Genomic DNA, 15,712 nt, shown 5'->3' with positions numbered 1-15,712 from the left:
CTCCTGCTTTCATCCTAACTGCATTTATGATTCTGCGCAGTCGATGATCACTTTGCTGTTTGTCAGATCCACCATACGGATGGTTCCGTCAAGCTGTCTTTCTTCTCCCATCACATCGATCAGTGTGATGTGTTTTCCATCTACAAGAATCTTGCTGACATACTGTAAAAGAATGCTGTCAGGCTCTTCCTGTTTCTTATAAACGGTTGCGAGACACATGGTTTTTCACCTCCATCTGCTGCCTGCTGTTATTTGTCCTCTTTCACCATGGAAAGGGCAAGACTCAGATACATATTGCCCTTCTGGAACTCTGCAACACCCTTTTTGATCTGTTCTGCTGCTTCAGACATACCAGCCTCTGAGATCTTGGCAGCCATATCGTCAAGCTCCCTGGCATGGCTTTCATTATGATCCAGCATATAGCCAAGAAGTGCGACAAGCTGTGCTTTCGGATCTTTGGCAGCTCCGCCGCAGCCGTTGCAGCCGGTGTCACAGCTGCCCTCACATCCATGCTCGTGATCATGGTGGTGATGATGTTCCTCTTCGTGACCATGCTCATGTGTGTGGGCATGTGTATGGGTATGTCCGTCCTCATGTGTATGCTCATGAACATGCTCATGACCATGAGGGATCAGATTTCCATTTTCATCTTTTATCAGATGCATTTGATCTACCTCCTTTTATATCGTTAAAAAATAGACATAATGATTCTATGAATCTTCATTTGAAATTTATTATATCATAAACCATTGTGATTCTCAACAATTGTAATTGTATTTTTTTTCGTAATTCTGGAACTTCTGCTCGATTTTTTCCGCACTATGCGGGCAAATGTCGCTTGTTGGCGGAATCTTTTTACTGTATTCCGACAGCGCATTCCCGTATCAGAACAAAAAAGCAGGTCCCATCAAAGGGATGCCTGCCATTCTTTCGTCTCGCCCATAAAGTAAAGTTCTGCGCCGATCCGGTCGCAGTTTTCAGCCACCTCAAAGACCGTGATTTTCGTTCCTTTTTCCTTCCAGGGAAGAATCAGAAGCCTGTAAAGGCTCAAAGGATCATCGGAGTCAAAACGCTCAGACAGGGTCGTAATGCCGCCGAAATCATAGGTGGAACGTGTGCTAGAAAGATCTGTAAGATAAAGCTCCATATCCGAAGCCTGCAGATAATCCCGATCATTGTTGACAAAATCCTGAGTGATCTGATAGAACACAGAACCACTCTCCGCTTCCTCGCCCCGGTACTGGTTTCCGATCCGTTCAATCACAGGTGTAGCATAGGAGGACTCTGTGGCCGTCTCATCGAGTTCTTTCTTTTTCCATACAGCCTCTGCGCTTACGGCTGTCTCCGAAGCTTCCTCCTCATCTTCCAGCGGCAGCGTCACCTCATAGATCACCGGCATGTCCGCCCCGTCCTTTCGGAAGCTTAAGTTTAACTGAACTGTTCCGTTCTCCCGCTCCCCGGAAAAATCTCCCACGAAAATCAGGGATTTATCTTCGTCGGAATAGGCGTTATTCATCGTTCCTATTCCCTCGACGCCATAAGTATCTTCCATAACATAGGCCGGAACTGCATCCAGATAGAGCCCATTGTTGGCAACATAGCATTTGAGATCGTACTCCCGGGCGATTTCCTGGGTGGTCTCCGGCAGGCTTTCCACGATCTGCCGGTAGGGAATCACCAGAAATTCCTCGTCATCCGTATAGAGCTCATAGGCAGAGCCAAAGGTCAGCATTCTGCCGCCCACAGTCTTTTTCTCCGTATAGGTAATCTCATCTGTATGCTTCAAGCCGGAGAGGGAACCTTTCTCAGCAAAATAGTCCCCGTAAATTTTCATGCAGAACTGCTCGATCTCCGTACTGTATTCCGAGCAGACTCCGATGGCCACACAGAAGAGCAGGGCAAGAATGCCGCCTGCTTTGGATTTTTTCTTTTTCTTCTCTTTTTTCGCGGTCTTTTTGTCATGATCACAGTAGGGAACGGTCTTTCCGTCCTTTACTGTGGTCTCCACATAAGGATTGCTGAGACGCTGCTGAAATTCTTTCTGTTTTCCATTATTCTTATTTTTAGAACGTCTGTGAGCAGCCGGCTCATCCATTCCCAGGAAGTCTCCCGCTTCTCCCGTAGACATCACCGGCGGATGGTATTCTTCTTCAAAGCTTCCCGCATCCTCCCCCATAACCGTTTTCATTTCGTCCTTTCCGTCCGGACGGTTATAGGCGGCACACTTGGGACAGATTCCATAACAGGCATCGTAATCAAAACTGGTCTTACATCTTCTGCATTTCATAAAACTCCCCCTTGTATCAGGCGAATATTCTTCCGGTGATCAACGCCGGACAGATTCTGACAAAAAAAGATTGCTATCTTTATGATAATCGAAATCCATAAAAATAGCAATCTCTAATTCTCCAGAAATCTAGGGCATATCGCATGAAAAACAGCAGTCTGCGATCACAACTCCCTACGCCAGCATCATTCGGTCATTGGCAAATTCGCCGCCGCTGGCCTGTTCAAATTTGGCAAGAAGGTCTGATACCTGAAGTTTTTTCTTTGCTTCGCCGGAAACATCATAAATGATCTTTCCTTCATGCATCATGATCAGACGGTTTCCCAGACGAATGGCGTCTTTCATATTATGTGTGACCATAATTGCTGACAGAGACTGTTCCTCAATGATATTTTCCGTTACATCAAGCACCTTTGCTGCCGTTTTCGGGTCGAGTGCCGCCGTATGCTCATCCAGAAGCAGAAGTTCCGGACGGATCAGAGAAGCCATCAGAAGAGTCAGCGCCTGACGCTGTCCTCCGGAAAGCAGACCTACCTTTGAGGTCATCCGCTCTTCCAGACCAAGGCCCAGCACTTTCAGCTTTTCATAAAAAAGTTCTTTTTCATCCTTCGTGATGCCCCAGGCAAGCCCTCTCTTTTTTCCCCTGCGGTATGCAAGAGCCAGATTCTCCTGGATCTCCATGTTAGCGGCTGTTCCCATCATCGGATCCTGAAATACACGGCTGATATATTTTGCCCTTTTATATTCCGGTTCCCTGGTCAGGTCTCTCCCATTCAGGACCACCTTTCCTTTATCGATCGAATAAACGCCGGCGATCATGTTCAGCATAGTGGATTTTCCTGCTCCGTTTCCACCGATGACAGTCACGAAATCTTTAGAGTTCATGTTCAGATCGACTCCTGTCAGTGCTTTTTTTTCATTCACTGTACCGGCATTAAAGGTTTTCTGTACATTTTCTAGAAGAAGCATCAGGATCTTGCCCCCTTTCCATTTTTTACCTGAAGAAGTCGCGGCACAGAAAGGGCTACGGCAACAAGAATCGCGGTCAGAAGCTTCAGATCGCTGGAACGCATACCAAGCTGAAGGACAATGGCTACGATCATACGATATACGATAGAACCGACAATAATACCGGTAAGACGCCATTTAAAGCTGGTCGCTTTTGCAAAAAGAACTTCACCGATCACGATTGATGCCAGCCCGATCACAATGGCACCGGTACCGGATCCCACGTCGGCCACTTTCTGGTTCTGGGCTACCAGGGAACCGGAAAGTGCAATAAAACCATTACTCAAAGCCAGCGCAACCAGTTTCATATGATCCGTATTGACACCAAGTGCACGAATCATTTTTTCATTGTTTCCGGTAGCACGGATGGCGCTTCCAAGCTCTGTTCCAAAAAACCAGTAAAGGACCGCAACAGAGAGAACGCAAAAAATAACACCGATACAGGCAGCGATCACTGTTGTGGTCTGACTCATGGTCCGTATGGATTCCGGAAGCAACTTCTGCACAAGAGTCACCATGCTCTCTACGCCTTCTTCCCGGACATTGATCGGAAGGTTTGCCTTGTCAGACATGATCCGGAGGTTAATCGAATAAAGAGAGATCATGGAAAGAATACCTGCCAGGATCGGTGGGATCTTAAGTTTCGTGTTCAGAAGTCCCGTAACGGTTCCCGCGATCGCACCTCCAAGGAAACCGAAGATCAGGCTGATAAAAGGATTCATATGATAAGTTACCGTCATTACCGCACTGATACAGGCACCCATGGCAAAACTTCCCTCACAGGTCAGATCTGCAAAGTCCAGAAGACGAAATGTGATATAAACGCCCAGTGCAAGCATTGCCCAGAGCATTCCCTGGGCAATGGCACTGAACATGGCTAATAATACGCTCATGTAAACCTCCAAAAGGTATATTCAGTTATTATTCTGCAGCAGATGCTGTTTCTGTTTCTGTCTCCTCTGCTGTCTCGGTGGAAGCTTCCGTTTCCGCTTCCTCGGAATCCTGAAGGAACTCCTCCGGGATCTCAATGCCAATTTCAGCTGCCGTATCTTCATTTACCGTGTAGGTATAGGAATCCTCCGGGCAGTATTCAATAGGCATGGCTGCCGGATCTGCACCTTCCAGAATCTCCGCTGCCTGTTTTCCGGTCAGGACGCCAAGATCAAAGTAATTGATTCCGTTGGTGATGAGTCCTCCATTTTCTACCATTCCGCTCTCACCACAGATTGTCGGGATCTTTGCCTGGTTTGCAACCATGGAAACCGTCGGCATATTGGAGGCAAGCAGATTATCTGTAGGAATATAGAGTGCATCGATCTTTCCGACCATGGATTCTACTACCTGCTGGATTTCAGAGCTCTGAGAAACGGTATAGGTCTCCATCGTGTAGCCAAGCTTCTCTCCTGCCTCAATGGCCATATCTGCCTGGAGTTTGGAATTGGTCTCACTGGAAGTATAGAAAACTCCTACGGTCTTTGCATCAGGAACCAGTTTCTGGATCATTTCGATCTGAGAAGCCACCGGTGTCAGATCAGAGGTACCGGTGATGTTTGCTCCCGGAGCCTCATTGCTGTCAACCAGTCCGGAAGCAGCCGGATCGGTAACTGCGGAAATCAGGATCGGTGTGTCGGTGATCTCATTGGCACAGGCCTGCGCCGCCGGAGTTGCAATGGCAAATACCAGATCACAGCCGTCATTTTTCAGTTTGGAAGCAATCGTTGCACAGTTGGACTGATCGCCCTGTGCATTGTTCAGGTCGATCTCCAGATTTTTGCCTTCTTCATATCCGGCTTCTTTCAGTCCTTCTACAAAACCATTGTAGGCTGCATCCAGGGCGTCATGCTCCATGAGCTGGCAGACACCGATCTTATAGGTCTTCTCTTCCTCAGCAGAAGCAGTAACAGTCATTGTTGATACACAGAGTCCCAGACTTAATAATAAAGCAAGTTTCTTTTTCATAATACCCTCTCCTTTATCTTATCAATGTGTCGATGCTTTAACACTTTTATGCTTTAAAGCCTCAAGTTATCTGTACTATACACCCATTGTGCAAAAAAAGCAACTGTTTTTTTGTAAAAAACGCCTTATTCTGTGTTTTATACAGAATAAGGCGTTTTTCATTCTTACGCTTCCCAGACAAGCGTACTGTTTTCCACTTTTTTGTCTCTGAGCATAAGCTCGGCAACTGCGTCTTTTGCACTCTTATTTTCGAAAAGGACTTTGTTTACCTGCTCTACGATCGGCATTTCCACCTGATATTTTGTCGCCAGCTCCATGGCAGCCTTGGCGGAATAAACACCTTCTACCACCATTTTGACTTCCTTCATGGCTTCATCCATGGTGTATCCCTGACCGATGAGATAACCGGCTTTCCGGTTCCGGCTGTGACGGCTGGCACAGGTAACAATAAGATCTCCGATACCGGTCAGTCCGTTAAAGGTTTCCTCTTTTGCTCCCATAGCCACGCCAAGTCTGGTAATCTCAGCGATTCCTCTGGTGATCAGAGCCGCTTTTGTATTGTCTCCGTATCCCAGGCCATCCGCAGCCCCTGCAGCAAGAGCGATGACATTCTTTAAAGAGCCGCCAAGCTCCACACCCAGAATATCCGGATTGGTATAAACACGGAAAACAGGGCTCATGAAAGTCTCCTGCAGATACTCTGCCGCAGCTCTTTTATGGGTGCTGACCACAATGTTGGTCGGAAGACCGATTCCAACTTCCTCCGCATGGCTTGGTCCGGACATGACTGCAACCTCAGCCTCCGGAAGCTCTTCCTCAATGATCTCGGAAAGTGTCAGCATGGTATGCTCCTCAATTCCCTTTGCCACATTAACAATCAGCTGACCGGGTCTCAGAAACACTTTCATAGACCGGGCGGTGCTTCTGGTAAACGCAGAAGGAACTGCCAGGACCAGCACATCCTTATCTGCCATACCTTCTTTGAGATCATTGGTGATCTCTATATTTTCCGGAAGGATCACACCGGGAAGTTTTGTTTCATGCTGCCGTTTGGTCCGGAGCATCTCCACCTCATCCTTCATGATCGACCAGATCGTTACCTCATGTCCGTTTTTATGACACAGAAGCGCCAGGGCAGTTCCCCAGCTTCCCGCACCGATCACACCAATTTTTGCCATTACACTACCTCCTCTCATGAATGGTCTTGATCATTTTTTGTTCTTATTGTTGGAAAGATAGGTTTTCCGTTCTTCTCTGTGAAGAAGACGGACAATATTTCCTCTGTGTTTCCAGTAAGCCATCGCTGTCAGGACTGCCGTCAGAACATATAGTTCGTAAAGAAGCGGCTGACTCATGGCAAAATGCCCCGTCTGTCCGAGCACCAGTACCTCGATCATGATGCCTGCATAGACAAGCAGAGACCCCAGAGACACATAATGAGTCGTGAGAAAAATACCAAAAAAGGTGATGATTCCTAATACCGCCATGATCGGATCAAATGACAGCACCAGACCGGCTGTAGCTGCAATTCCTTTTCCGCCATGAAACTGAAGATAAAAGGGAAAATTATGCCCCAGAATCGTTCCTGCTGCTGCATACATTTTAAGAAGCGGCAGCATTTCACTGTGACCTTTTCCAAATATCAGACATACCAGTCCTACCGCCAGCAAACACTTTACACAGTCTCCAAAAAAAGTGATTAAACCGGCTTTTGTTCCCAGCGTCCTCATCATATTGGTCGTACCGGCATTTCCGCTGCCGTAATTGCGGATATCAATGCCATGGGCCTTGCCATAAATGTAACTGGTCTGAAAAAGGCCGAAAAGATAACCGATGGCCAGGCATCCGATTCGAACCCACATACTCATCTCTCCTTTTCCTGTCTCTCCCGGATAATGAATTTCAGAGAGGTTCCTTTAAAGCCAAAGGTATCACGGATCTTATTTTCCAGATACCGGACATAAGAAAAGTGCATCAATTCTTTGTCGTTTACAAAGATCACAAATGTCGGCGGTTTCACCGCTACCTGTGTGATATAGAAGAGTTTCAGACGTTTTCCTTTGTCGGAAGGCGGCTGCTGAAGAGCTACTGCCTCCATCATGATCTCGTTGAGCACACCCGTCTGTACACGGAGCGTCTGATTTTCCAGAACCATATCAATCTTCTCAAAAAGCTTTGGCAGACGCTGACCGGTCTCTGCGGAGATAAACATGATCTCTGCATAAGGCATAAAGGAAAGAGTATTCCGGATATCATTGGTGTATTTATAGATGGTCTTATCATTCTTCTCGACAGCATCCCATTTATTGACTGCGATAATGATACCCTTTCCTCTTTCATGAGCAATACCGGCAATCTTTGCATCCTGCTCCGTAACACCTTCCGTAGCATCGATAACAACAACCACCACATCTGCCCGCTCCACTGCAGTCACTGTACGGATGATGCTGTAACGTTCCAGTTCTTCTTTGATCTTATTTTTCCGCCGAAGACCTGCCGTATCAATAAATACATAAGGCTTCTTATTCCATACGATCTCCGTATCAATGGCATCACGGGTCGTTCCTGCCACATTGGAAACGATCACACGGTTTTCACCGATCAGCTTATTTATAATAGAAGATTTTCCGACGTTTGGCTTTCCTACCACAGCGATACGCGGACGCTCATCCTCCACATCCTCCAGCTGATTTTCATCAAAATGCTTGACAACCTCATCCAGCATATCGCCGATACCCAGCTGAGATGCTGCGGAAACCGGAATGGGATCACCGATTCCGAGATTATAAAACTCATAAACATCCGGCATGAATTTTTTGAAGCTGTCCACTTTATTTACGACAAGAAGCACCGGTTTACGGGAGCGGCGGAGCATATCTGCCACTTTGGAATCAGAATCCACAAGTCCCTGACGTACATCTGTGATAAAAATGATCACATCTGCCGTGTCAATGGCGATCTGTGCCTGTTCCCTCATCTGAGAAAGAATGATATCATTGCTCTCCGGCTCAATTCCTCCTGTATCGATCAGTGTAAATTTATGATTCAGCCATTCCACATCCGCATAAATACGGTCTCTGGTCACACCGGGCGTATCTTTTACGATGGAGATCTGCTCTCCCGCCAGCGCATTAAAAAGGGTGGATTTTCCCACATTGGGTCTTCCAACGATTGCTACTACTGGTTTACTCATATTTATTCACCTCACCTATCTGGGAATGACGGACCCCGCCGTCTTCCATTAAAAGGGCTTCCACAAAAGCCCGACCGCTTGATTTTACAATATTCACCGGCGTTTGTAAAGCAGTTTCCAGATCACTCACGCGGTAATCATCCAGGAAAAGGTCCTCATCACTCTTCACAATGGTACAGGGAAGAAGAAGGCGTTCCCCCAGATTTTTCCCGAGAAGCTGTTTCTTCAGATCCTGGAAGGTCAGAAGACCTGCTACGGTGATGCGCTCACCAAAGAAATCATTGGTAATGGGATAAATTTCTGCTTTCACATTCGGATACTTCTCTCTTACCTCAGCAGCCAGCTCTTTTAAAACAGGTGCAGCCAGCCTGCCGGTAGCAAGGGATACGGTGTGGGAAATTTCCTCATCCGGTTTTCGAAGTTCCAGCTCCTCTTTCACTTCATCGATCAGAGAACGAAGCATGCCGACACCGTTTTCATATTGGATATAGCCATCATACCGTTCTTCCTCCGGAAGCTCTCTCTCCGCCAGAAGATACCACTCATCTCCTGCATGGATCCCGTGAATGCCGTATTTTTTATAGAAGATCCGCTGATAGTGTTCGATCATATCCAGAATTTTACCTGCATCTTCCTTATTGAAAGGCTCCAACGGATAAAGACCATCCCGGAATTTTGTCAGACCTACAGGAACTATGGAAACACTCTGCAGCACCGGCATATATTTTTCCAGTGCCTCTATACTGTAACGAAGTTCTTCTCCGTCATTGACGCCCTTGCAAAGAACGATCTGACCGTTCATTTCAATTCCGTTTTCGTAAAGCCGGTCTACTTTTTTCAGTGCTTCTCCTGCAAAACGATTGTGGAGCATCCGGCAGCGCAGTTCCGGATTCATCGCCTGAAAAGAAATATTGATAGGTCCCAGGTGATAGCGGATGATACGGTCAATATCATGCTCACTCATATTTGTCAGAGTCACATAGTTTCCCTGCAGGAAGGAAAGTCTGGAATCATCGTCTTTAAAATAAAGGGTTTCCCGCATGCCCGGAGGCATCTGGTCAATAAAACAGAAGATACATTTATTATGGCAGGAACGATAGTCATCCATGAGGCCACTCTCAAACTCCATGCCAAGATCGTCTTCAAATTCCTTTTCAATCTCCAGTTCCCACTGTTCACCATCCGGCTTTTCTATCAGTACCGTCAGATATTCCTCATTGATCAGATAATGATAGTCAAAAATATCCTCTATTTCCTGATCGTTAACAGCCAGAAGAAGATCTCCCGGTTCAATTCCCAGTTCTTCTGCAATACTGCCCGTTTCTACCGCACTTACCCTGTGGCGGTGATCTTTTTTCTTCATCTTGTTTTCTCCTTTGCTTTCATTATCATACTAAATCATGCCGGAAAATGCAATGATTAGCTGATGAAATATTTCCCTTGACGCACTCTTGCTGCAATGTTAAGATTATGTAAGGTTTTGTAAATCTTTATATTTTTTTGCGGAGGACTATCATGCCTAACTTTGAACCACTTCAAAATTCCATTCCTATTGCACCTTTAAAGCTGGCTTCTCTGGAGGGATGCCTTGATTTCGCAAATCTTGTGGACAAGCACCTGAGCGATTACCGTCACGAGAATCCCACTCACACCAAAGACTCCATCGCCTACAGAGGGTATCTGGAGGATTCCTACCTCATTGACTGCTGCTGCCCCCGTTTCGGTTCCGGTGAAGCCAAAGGAATCCTGAAACAGTCCGTAAGAGGTACGGATCTTTTTATCCTTGCCGATGTGCTGAACTACAGCCTGACTTACACGGTCTGCGGTTATGAAAACCATATGTCTCCGGACAATCATTATCAGGATCTGAAGCGTATCATTTCCGCTGCCAACGGAAAAGCCCGTCGTATCAACGTGATCATGCCGTTCCTTTATGAGGGACGTCAGCATAAGCGTACCAAACGGGAATCTCTGGACTGCGCTCTCGCCCTGCAGGAGCTGACCAGAATGGGTGTTTCCAATATCATCACCTTTGATGCTCATGATCCCCGGGTACAGAACTCGATCCCCCTTCAGGGCTTTGACACCTTCATGCCTACCTATCAGTTCCTGAAGGCGCTGACCAAATCCGTTCCCAACTTCCAGATCGATAACGAGCATCTGATGATCATCAGCCCGGATGAAGGAGCTATGGGACGTGCCGTTTATTTCGCCAACATTCTCGGTGTTGATATGGGTATGTTCTATAAGAGAAGAGACTACTCCACGGTAGTCAACGGAAAGAACCCCATTGTTGCCCATGAGTTCCTGGGTGATTCTGTCGAAGGCAAAGACGTGATCATCATCGATGACATGATCTCATCCGGTGAGAGCATGCTTGATGTTGCAAAACAGCTGAAGGATCGGAAAGCCGGTCGTGTTTTTGTCTGCACTACCTTTGGTCTTTTTACCGACGGTCTGGACAAGTTTGATGAGTATTATGAAAAAGGTTATATTTCCAAGGTTGTTACCACAAACCTTCATTACAGACGTCCGGAGCTTTTGACACGCCCCTATTACGAAGAGGCTGATATGAGCAAGTTCCTGGCAAGTATCATTGACTCCATGAACCATGACGTCTCCATCAACCATGTACAGTCACCTACAGAAAAGATCCACGAGCTTCTTGCCAGCTATCACGCCGGAAAATAAAGCCTGCTGTTTTTATCATAGTACATAAAAAATCCGCTGCGACGGGAAATTTTTTTCCTGCACAGCGGATCTTTTTATGCTTTTATTTCCAGAAAACCTGCCAGATTTCCTCTTTTTCCTCCGGAAGCCCTGTGAGAAAACAGAAGTTCCGGATTGCAGGCGGTACAGATATCAGTCACTGTAATGTGCTGTGGAAGGATTCCGGCCTCCTGAAAGATCAGCCGGTTTGCTTCCCAGAGGTTGAGCTGATAATGACCATTGTCTTTTCTATAAAAAAGCTTTGGCCAGAGTTCCTCTGCAAAGTTCTCCCGGAAAAGCCCGATCACCTCTTCACTGACCTCATAACACTCCTGACAGATGGAAGGACCAACCGCAGCCAGAAGATCTCCCGGCTCACTTCCAAATTCTTTTGCCATCGCCTCTACCGTTGCTTTTCCGATCTTGCCTACAGTGCCTCTCCAGCCGGAATGAGAAAGACCGATACAGTGATGTACCGGATCCACGAAAAACAACGGTACGCAATCCGCATAGAATGTCGCCAGTACCACTCCCGGTTCATTGGTCACAAGACCATCCACATCACAGTAACCTACCGGCCGTTCCAGCCCTCTGCCGCAGTCTTCTCTTCCCACCCGACGAACATTGGCGGTATGAGTCTGCATGGAAAAGACCAGATCCTTTTCAGAAAAACCGATACTCTCTGCGATCCGGCGAAAATTCTCCCGTACGCGTTCCGGCTCATCTCCCCGGCTGAAACTCAGATTCATGGAAGAAAGGAAGCCCTCACTCACTCCGCCAAGACGGCTGGAAAATCCATGGATGATCCCCGGCAGTTCATCAAAAGCCGGAAAAGTAAAATAGGGAACTGCTTTTTCGCCATGCCAGTTCAGTACATTTTTCTCTGATTTTCTTCGGATTTTATTCATATATTCTCCTTTTTATCTGCCGCAGTCAAAAGCATTCCTAAGCAGCCGGATCCTGCAGTCTTCCATCCCGATCACGTCAAAACGGCAGGGCAGAGCCGCCTGCTCCGGATGCATACAAAGATAATATTCTGCCACCCGGATGATCTTTCTCTGTTTCCGCTTGTCTACTGCCTCAAGTGGAGCGCCATCTTTCAAAGAACTGCGGTATTTTACCTCTATGAACACCAGATAACCTCCATCACGGGCAATGAGATCGATCTCCCCCTGGCGACAGCGGAAATTCTGCTCCAGGATCTGATATCCTTTTCTTTTTAAATAAGCAGCGGCCTGCATTTCGTAGACCGCTCCGATTTTTCGTCTGTTCAGTTTGATACGGCTCCCCACTCAGTCCCCGCAGACAGCATCAGCAGAAATGTGTAATAAACGTCTTTCTGTGAATGGGAGAAGGTCCGTATTCCTGAAGCGCCTCAATGTGCATCTTTGATCCGTAACCTTTATTGGAAGCAAAACCATATTCCGGCATGATCTTATCATACTCATACATCAGCCGGTCCCTGGTCACTTTCGCCAGAATACTGGCTGCTGCAATAGATACACTCTTGGCATCTCCCTTGATAATGGGAACCTGCGGAAGCGTGATATCCGGAATCCGTACGGCATCGTTGAGAAGAAGTTCCGGTGTTTTGGAAAGCTTTCCGACTGCCTGACGCATGGCTTCGTAGGTTGCCTGAAGAATATTAATCTCATCGATTCTTCCCGGTCCCACGATCCCTACAGCGGCTGCCACCGCTTTCTCCATGATCTCATCGTAAAGCTCTTCTCTTTTTTTCTCAGAAAGTTTCTTGGAATCATTGAGCCCCAGGATTTCACAATCCTTCGGAAGGATCACAGCTCCGGCAACCACCGGACCGGCCAGAGGTCCTCTTCCCGCTTCATCGATTCCGCAGATCAGTTCATACTGTCCTTCATACGCATGCTCATAATGACGCATGCCTTCCAGACGGGCTCTTTCCTTCTCAAGAGCTGCTAGTTTTTTTTCATATTTACCGATCAGACTTTGAACTCCGCTTCTTCCATCCACGCGATACGCTTCCAGAAGCGCCGGAATGGCTGAAAGATCAGCGGTTTCCAATTCCTGCCGGATCTCTGCTATCTTTTTTTCCATCTTTTATCCTCTTATGCTTTTCCGGAGAGAAAACCAAACTCTGACAGCGGCCAGAGCCGGAAAAAAGCTCTTCCCAGAATATCCTCCCGCCGGACGGCACCGACTTCCGGCTCCCGGCTGTCTATGGAATCGTTTCGATTATCTCCCAGTACGAAGTACTCTTCTTCCCCCAGAAGAAACGGTTCTGCCGCGAGCCCGGGATCTTTGATCTTTCCATAAGCTCCATCCTCCTCCAGCCGCATACCGTCGATATAAACGTCTCCGTCTCGAATCTGCACGGTTTCTCCCGGAAGGCCGATCACCCGCTTGATATAGTACGTATTTTCCTTGTATTTTGGCGGAAAGACAACGATCTCATACCGTTCGGGATCCCGGAAACGATAACTGATCTTATCCAGGATCAGATTTTCTTTATCTTTTAATGTGGGGGACATGGACATACCCTCCACCTCCGTACGCTGCCCTACAAATTCTGCAACTGACCAGGTCAGAAAAAAAGTCAGGCAGATGCAGACAAACGCCCAAAAAAGCCTCCTTAATCTACGTTTATTCATACTCTCCCACCATTTTTGTAATACTTACGCTTCTTTTTCTTACGGAAGTTCCAGAGTCAGTCTTCCCAGACGGCCGCTGCGGAAATCCTCAATCAGGATTCCGGCTGCTTTGCTGTAATCCAGTCCTTTTCCCTTCAAGAGGCAGCCCCTCTTCTCCGCAATGGCTTCCAACATGGAAAGAGATGTTCCCTCCTCTTCGATCCCATAACGTTCTGCCAGAATCCCCTTATATTCTGTAGAAAGAAACGTGATCAGCGAAATTGCCAGCTCATCCAGATTCAGGATCTCATCCCGGATCGAACCGATGAGCGCAAGCTTCAGACCTACGGACTGATCCTCAAATTTAGGCCAGAGGATTCCCGGCGTATCCAGAAGTTCTGTCGTCTTGTTCAGCCGGATCCACTGTTTTCCCTTGGTGACACCGGGCTTGTTTCCCGTCTTTGCACAGGCTTTTCCAGCATAGCTGTTGATAAAAGTGGATTTTCCCACATTCGGGATCCCGACTACCATTGCCCGGACCGGACGGTTTTTAATGCCTCTTTTCAGGTCTCTCTCTATCTTTTCCCTGCAGGCTTCTTTGATAACGCCGTCAATGGCCTTCATTCCCGCACCGGTTTTCGCATTCAGTTCCAGCACATAGAAGCCCTTCTGCTGAAAATATTCGATCCAGCGGGCATTTTTGCTCTTATCTGCCAGATCACTCTTATTCAGAAGGATCAGTCTTGATTTATTTTTTGCCAGATCATCAATATCCGGATTCCGGCTGCTGGCCGGTACTCTGGCATCCACCAGCTCGATCACAAGATCAATGAGCTTGATGTCCTCCTGCATCATTCGTCTTGCCTTGGTCATATGACCTGGGTACCACTGATAATTCATGTAATATCCTCTCGTTTTCGTTCTTACTTTACAAGTCCTATGTGATCAGAGGGGGAAAGAACAAACCATACCTTTCCCTCGATATTTTTACTGCTGACAACTCCCACATCTGCATAACGGCTGTCTTCACTGTTATTCCGGTTATCGCCCAGTACAAAATACTGATTGGTACCAAGTGTCACCGGTTCCTCCGCAAGACCGGCATCTGTCATCACCGGGTAGTCTTTTTTCTCCAGGTAAACTTCTCCATTGATGTAGATCATCCCGTCTTTGATCTGTATCGTCTCTCCCGGAAGGCCAAGGATTCTCTTAACAGAAGAAGCTCCTTCCCGGTTTCCTCCCAGCTGAAAAGCGATCACATCATTTCTCTTGGGATTTCCAATTTTATAAGATAATCCGTCCAAAAGTACTGTATCTCCGCCTTCGATGGTCACACTCATGGACTGACCGATACAGGTCCTGGTCTGTCCGAAAAAGTAAACCAGTACAAAAGCGAACAGCACCACGATGACGATCTGGAACACCCAGAGAAAAATCTGCTGGGGAATATTTCGTTTCTTCTTCGCCATAATGTTTCCCTCATAACAAACCAGGGACAACTACTACCGTAATTGTCCCTGGTCCATTTTTTATTTTACTAATTCTTTTACCTTTGCGCTCTTGCCGACACGCTGTCTCAGATAATTCAGTTTTGCACGTCTTACACGACCGCGTCTTACAACTTCAACCTTCTCAACGTTCGGGGAATGTAAAGGCCAGGTCTTCTCAACGCCGATGCCGTTGGAATTCTTACGAACGGTGAAAGTAGCTCTTACACTTCCGCCCTGTTTCTTCAGAACAGTACCTTCGAATACCTGGATACGCTCGCGGTTTCCCTCTTTGATCTTAGCGTATACTTTAACGGTGTCTCCTACGTTGAACTGCGGTGCGTCTTCACGGAGCTGAGCAGCTTCGATGTTTTTGATAATATCGTTCATTGTGTTCCTCCTTATTATTCGGATGTTCTTAATACAATTCTTGTAACAGAGGACCATCTCTTACTCACAACAT

Annotated in this window: 18 protein-coding genes; 1 reads left to right on the top strand and 17 read right to left on the bottom strand. The window is 47.0% G+C overall.

The window, feature by feature from the left end; all coding sequences use genetic code 11:
- Nucleotides 1-24: 24 nt before the first annotated feature.
- From DXA57_RS03350 to DXA57_RS03305, 10 genes are all read right to left on the bottom strand, one after another.
- Nucleotides 25-219: a CooT family nickel-binding protein gene (locus DXA57_RS03350; protein WP_117764596.1), complete on the bottom strand. Its 195-nt coding sequence runs from the start codon at nucleotides 217-219 to the stop codon at nucleotides 25-27.
- Nucleotides 220-248: 29 nt separating this feature from the next.
- Nucleotides 249-665, bottom strand: coding sequence for a cobalt transporter (locus tag DXA57_RS03345; RefSeq protein WP_117764594.1), 417 nt, complete (start codon nucleotides 663-665; stop codon nucleotides 249-251).
- A gap of 242 nt (nucleotides 666-907) precedes the next feature.
- Nucleotides 908-2,287: a hypothetical protein gene (locus DXA57_RS03340; RefSeq protein ID WP_117764592.1), complete on the bottom strand. Its 1,380-nt coding sequence runs from the start codon at nucleotides 2,285-2,287 to the stop codon at nucleotides 908-910.
- A 174-nt stretch (nucleotides 2,288-2,461) separates the two neighbouring features.
- The gene (locus DXA57_RS03335) at nucleotides 2,462-3,256 is read right to left on the bottom strand and encodes an ABC transporter ATP-binding protein (RefSeq protein ID WP_117764590.1); all 795 of its coding nucleotides are present in this window, start codon (nucleotides 3,254-3,256) and stop codon (nucleotides 2,462-2,464) included.
- Nucleotides 3,256-4,188: an ABC transporter permease gene (locus DXA57_RS03330; protein WP_117764588.1), complete on the bottom strand. Its 933-nt coding sequence runs from the start codon at nucleotides 4,186-4,188 to the stop codon at nucleotides 3,256-3,258. The genes DXA57_RS03335 and DXA57_RS03330 overlap by 1 nt, the downstream gene beginning before the upstream one ends.
- Before the next feature lie 28 nt (nucleotides 4,189-4,216).
- Nucleotides 4,217-5,254, bottom strand: coding sequence for an ABC transporter substrate-binding protein (locus DXA57_RS03325; protein ID WP_117764586.1), 1,038 nt, complete (start codon nucleotides 5,252-5,254; stop codon nucleotides 4,217-4,219).
- A gap of 164 nt (nucleotides 5,255-5,418) precedes the next feature.
- Nucleotides 5,419-6,432, bottom strand: coding sequence for an NAD(P)H-dependent glycerol-3-phosphate dehydrogenase (locus DXA57_RS03320; protein ID WP_117764584.1), 1,014 nt, complete (start codon nucleotides 6,430-6,432; stop codon nucleotides 5,419-5,421).
- A gap of 30 nt (nucleotides 6,433-6,462) precedes the next feature.
- Nucleotides 6,463-7,116: a glycerol-3-phosphate 1-O-acyltransferase PlsY gene (gene plsY, locus DXA57_RS03315; RefSeq protein WP_117764582.1), complete on the bottom strand. Its 654-nt coding sequence runs from the start codon at nucleotides 7,114-7,116 to the stop codon at nucleotides 6,463-6,465.
- A 2-nt stretch (nucleotides 7,117-7,118) separates the two neighbouring features.
- Nucleotides 7,119-8,447: a ribosome biogenesis GTPase Der gene (gene der / locus DXA57_RS03310; RefSeq protein ID WP_117764580.1), complete on the bottom strand. Its 1,329-nt coding sequence runs from the start codon at nucleotides 8,445-8,447 to the stop codon at nucleotides 7,119-7,121.
- Nucleotides 8,440-9,810, bottom strand: a complete 1,371-nt coding sequence (locus tag DXA57_RS03305; RefSeq protein WP_117764578.1) for a DUF512 domain-containing protein — start codon at nucleotides 9,808-9,810, stop codon at nucleotides 8,440-8,442. The genes der and DXA57_RS03305 overlap by 8 nt, the downstream gene beginning before the upstream one ends.
- 152 nt (nucleotides 9,811-9,962) lie before the next feature.
- On the opposite strand from DXA57_RS03305, the gene DXA57_RS03300 reads away from it, so the two are divergent.
- On the top strand, nucleotides 9,963-11,138 hold the full coding sequence (locus DXA57_RS03300; RefSeq protein ID WP_117764576.1) for a ribose-phosphate pyrophosphokinase: 1,176 nt from the start codon (nucleotides 9,963-9,965) through the stop codon (nucleotides 11,136-11,138).
- 74 nt (nucleotides 11,139-11,212) lie between these two features.
- On the opposite strand, the gene pgeF is transcribed toward DXA57_RS03300, so the two are convergent.
- The 7 genes from pgeF to rplS are packed head-to-tail and all read right to left on the bottom strand — an operon-like array spanning nucleotide 11,213 to nucleotide 15,639.
- The gene (gene pgeF / locus DXA57_RS03295) at nucleotides 11,213-12,064 is read right to left on the bottom strand and encodes a peptidoglycan editing factor PgeF (protein WP_117764574.1); all 852 of its coding nucleotides are present in this window, start codon (nucleotides 12,062-12,064) and stop codon (nucleotides 11,213-11,215) included.
- 12 nt (nucleotides 12,065-12,076) lie between these two features.
- Nucleotides 12,077-12,430, bottom strand: coding sequence for a YraN family protein (locus tag DXA57_RS03290; protein WP_117764960.1), 354 nt, complete (start codon nucleotides 12,428-12,430; stop codon nucleotides 12,077-12,079).
- 37 nt (nucleotides 12,431-12,467) lie between these two features.
- A complete protein-coding gene (locus tag DXA57_RS03285; RefSeq protein ID WP_117764572.1) occupies nucleotides 12,468-13,229 on the bottom strand; it encodes a ribonuclease HII in 762 nt (253 codons plus the stop codon).
- An 11-nt stretch (nucleotides 13,230-13,240) separates the two neighbouring features.
- Entirely contained in the window at nucleotides 13,241-13,783 is a 543-nt protein-coding gene (gene lepB, locus DXA57_RS03280) for a signal peptidase I (RefSeq protein ID WP_117764570.1), read from the bottom strand.
- Nucleotides 13,784-13,822: 39 nt separating this feature from the next.
- The gene (ylqF, locus tag DXA57_RS03275; RefSeq protein WP_117764568.1) at nucleotides 13,823-14,662 is read right to left on the bottom strand and encodes a ribosome biogenesis GTPase YlqF; all 840 of its coding nucleotides are present in this window, start codon (nucleotides 14,660-14,662) and stop codon (nucleotides 13,823-13,825) included.
- A 23-nt stretch (nucleotides 14,663-14,685) separates the two neighbouring features.
- A complete protein-coding gene (gene lepB / locus DXA57_RS03270; protein WP_117764566.1) occupies nucleotides 14,686-15,231 on the bottom strand; it encodes a signal peptidase I in 546 nt (181 codons plus the stop codon).
- Between the two features lie 60 nt (nucleotides 15,232-15,291).
- A complete protein-coding gene (rplS, locus tag DXA57_RS03265) occupies nucleotides 15,292-15,639 on the bottom strand; it encodes a 50S ribosomal protein L19 (protein ID WP_117764564.1) in 348 nt (115 codons plus the stop codon).
- Nucleotides 15,640-15,712 lie beyond the last annotated feature (73 nt).

Source organism: Blautia sp. OF03-15BH (assembly GCF_003463065.1).
GTDB lineage: Bacteria > Bacillota > Clostridia > Lachnospirales > Lachnospiraceae > Limivivens.
This window is presented reverse-complemented; position numbering and strand designations above follow the sequence as displayed.

Coding starts and splice junctions, on each gene's coding strand:
- DXA57_RS03350 (WP_117764596.1), bottom strand. CDS start 219: ATGTGTCTCGCAACCGTTTATAAGAAACAGGAAGAGCCTGACAGCATT.
- DXA57_RS03345 (WP_117764594.1), bottom strand. CDS start 665: ATGCATCTGATAAAAGATGAAAATGGAAATCTGATCCCTCATGGTCAT.
- DXA57_RS03340 (WP_117764592.1), bottom strand. CDS start 2,287: ATGAAATGCAGAAGATGTAAGACCAGTTTTGATTACGATGCCTGTTAT.
- DXA57_RS03335 (WP_117764590.1), bottom strand. CDS start 3,256: ATGCTTCTTCTAGAAAATGTACAGAAAACCTTTAATGCCGGTACAGTG.
- DXA57_RS03330 (WP_117764588.1), bottom strand. CDS start 4,188: ATGAGCGTATTATTAGCCATGTTCAGTGCCATTGCCCAGGGAATGCTC.
- DXA57_RS03325 (WP_117764586.1), bottom strand. CDS start 5,254: ATGAAAAAGAAACTTGCTTTATTATTAAGTCTGGGACTCTGTGTATCA.
- DXA57_RS03320 (WP_117764584.1), bottom strand. CDS start 6,432: ATGGCAAAAATTGGTGTGATCGGTGCGGGAAGCTGGGGAACTGCCCTG.
- plsY (WP_117764582.1), bottom strand. CDS start 7,116: ATGTGGGTTCGAATCGGATGCCTGGCCATCGGTTATCTTTTCGGCCTT.
- der (WP_117764580.1), bottom strand. CDS start 8,447: ATGAGTAAACCAGTAGTAGCAATCGTTGGAAGACCCAATGTGGGAAAA.
- DXA57_RS03305 (WP_117764578.1), bottom strand. CDS start 9,810: ATGAAGAAAAAAGATCACCGCCACAGGGTAAGTGCGGTAGAAACGGGC.
- DXA57_RS03300 (WP_117764576.1), top strand. CDS start 9,963: ATGCCTAACTTTGAACCACTTCAAAATTCCATTCCTATTGCACCTTTA.
- pgeF (WP_117764574.1), bottom strand. CDS start 12,064: ATGAATAAAATCCGAAGAAAATCAGAGAAAAATGTACTGAACTGGCAT.
- DXA57_RS03285 (WP_117764572.1), bottom strand. CDS start 13,229: ATGGAAAAAAAGATAGCAGAGATCCGGCAGGAATTGGAAACCGCTGAT.
- lepB (WP_117764570.1), bottom strand. CDS start 13,783: ATGAATAAACGTAGATTAAGGAGGCTTTTTTGGGCGTTTGTCTGCATC.
- ylqF (WP_117764568.1), bottom strand. CDS start 14,662: ATGAATTATCAGTGGTACCCAGGTCATATGACCAAGGCAAGACGAATG.
- lepB (WP_117764566.1), bottom strand. CDS start 15,231: ATGGCGAAGAAGAAACGAAATATTCCCCAGCAGATTTTTCTCTGGGTG.
- rplS (WP_117764564.1), bottom strand. CDS start 15,639: ATGAACGATATTATCAAAAACATCGAAGCTGCTCAGCTCCGTGAAGAC.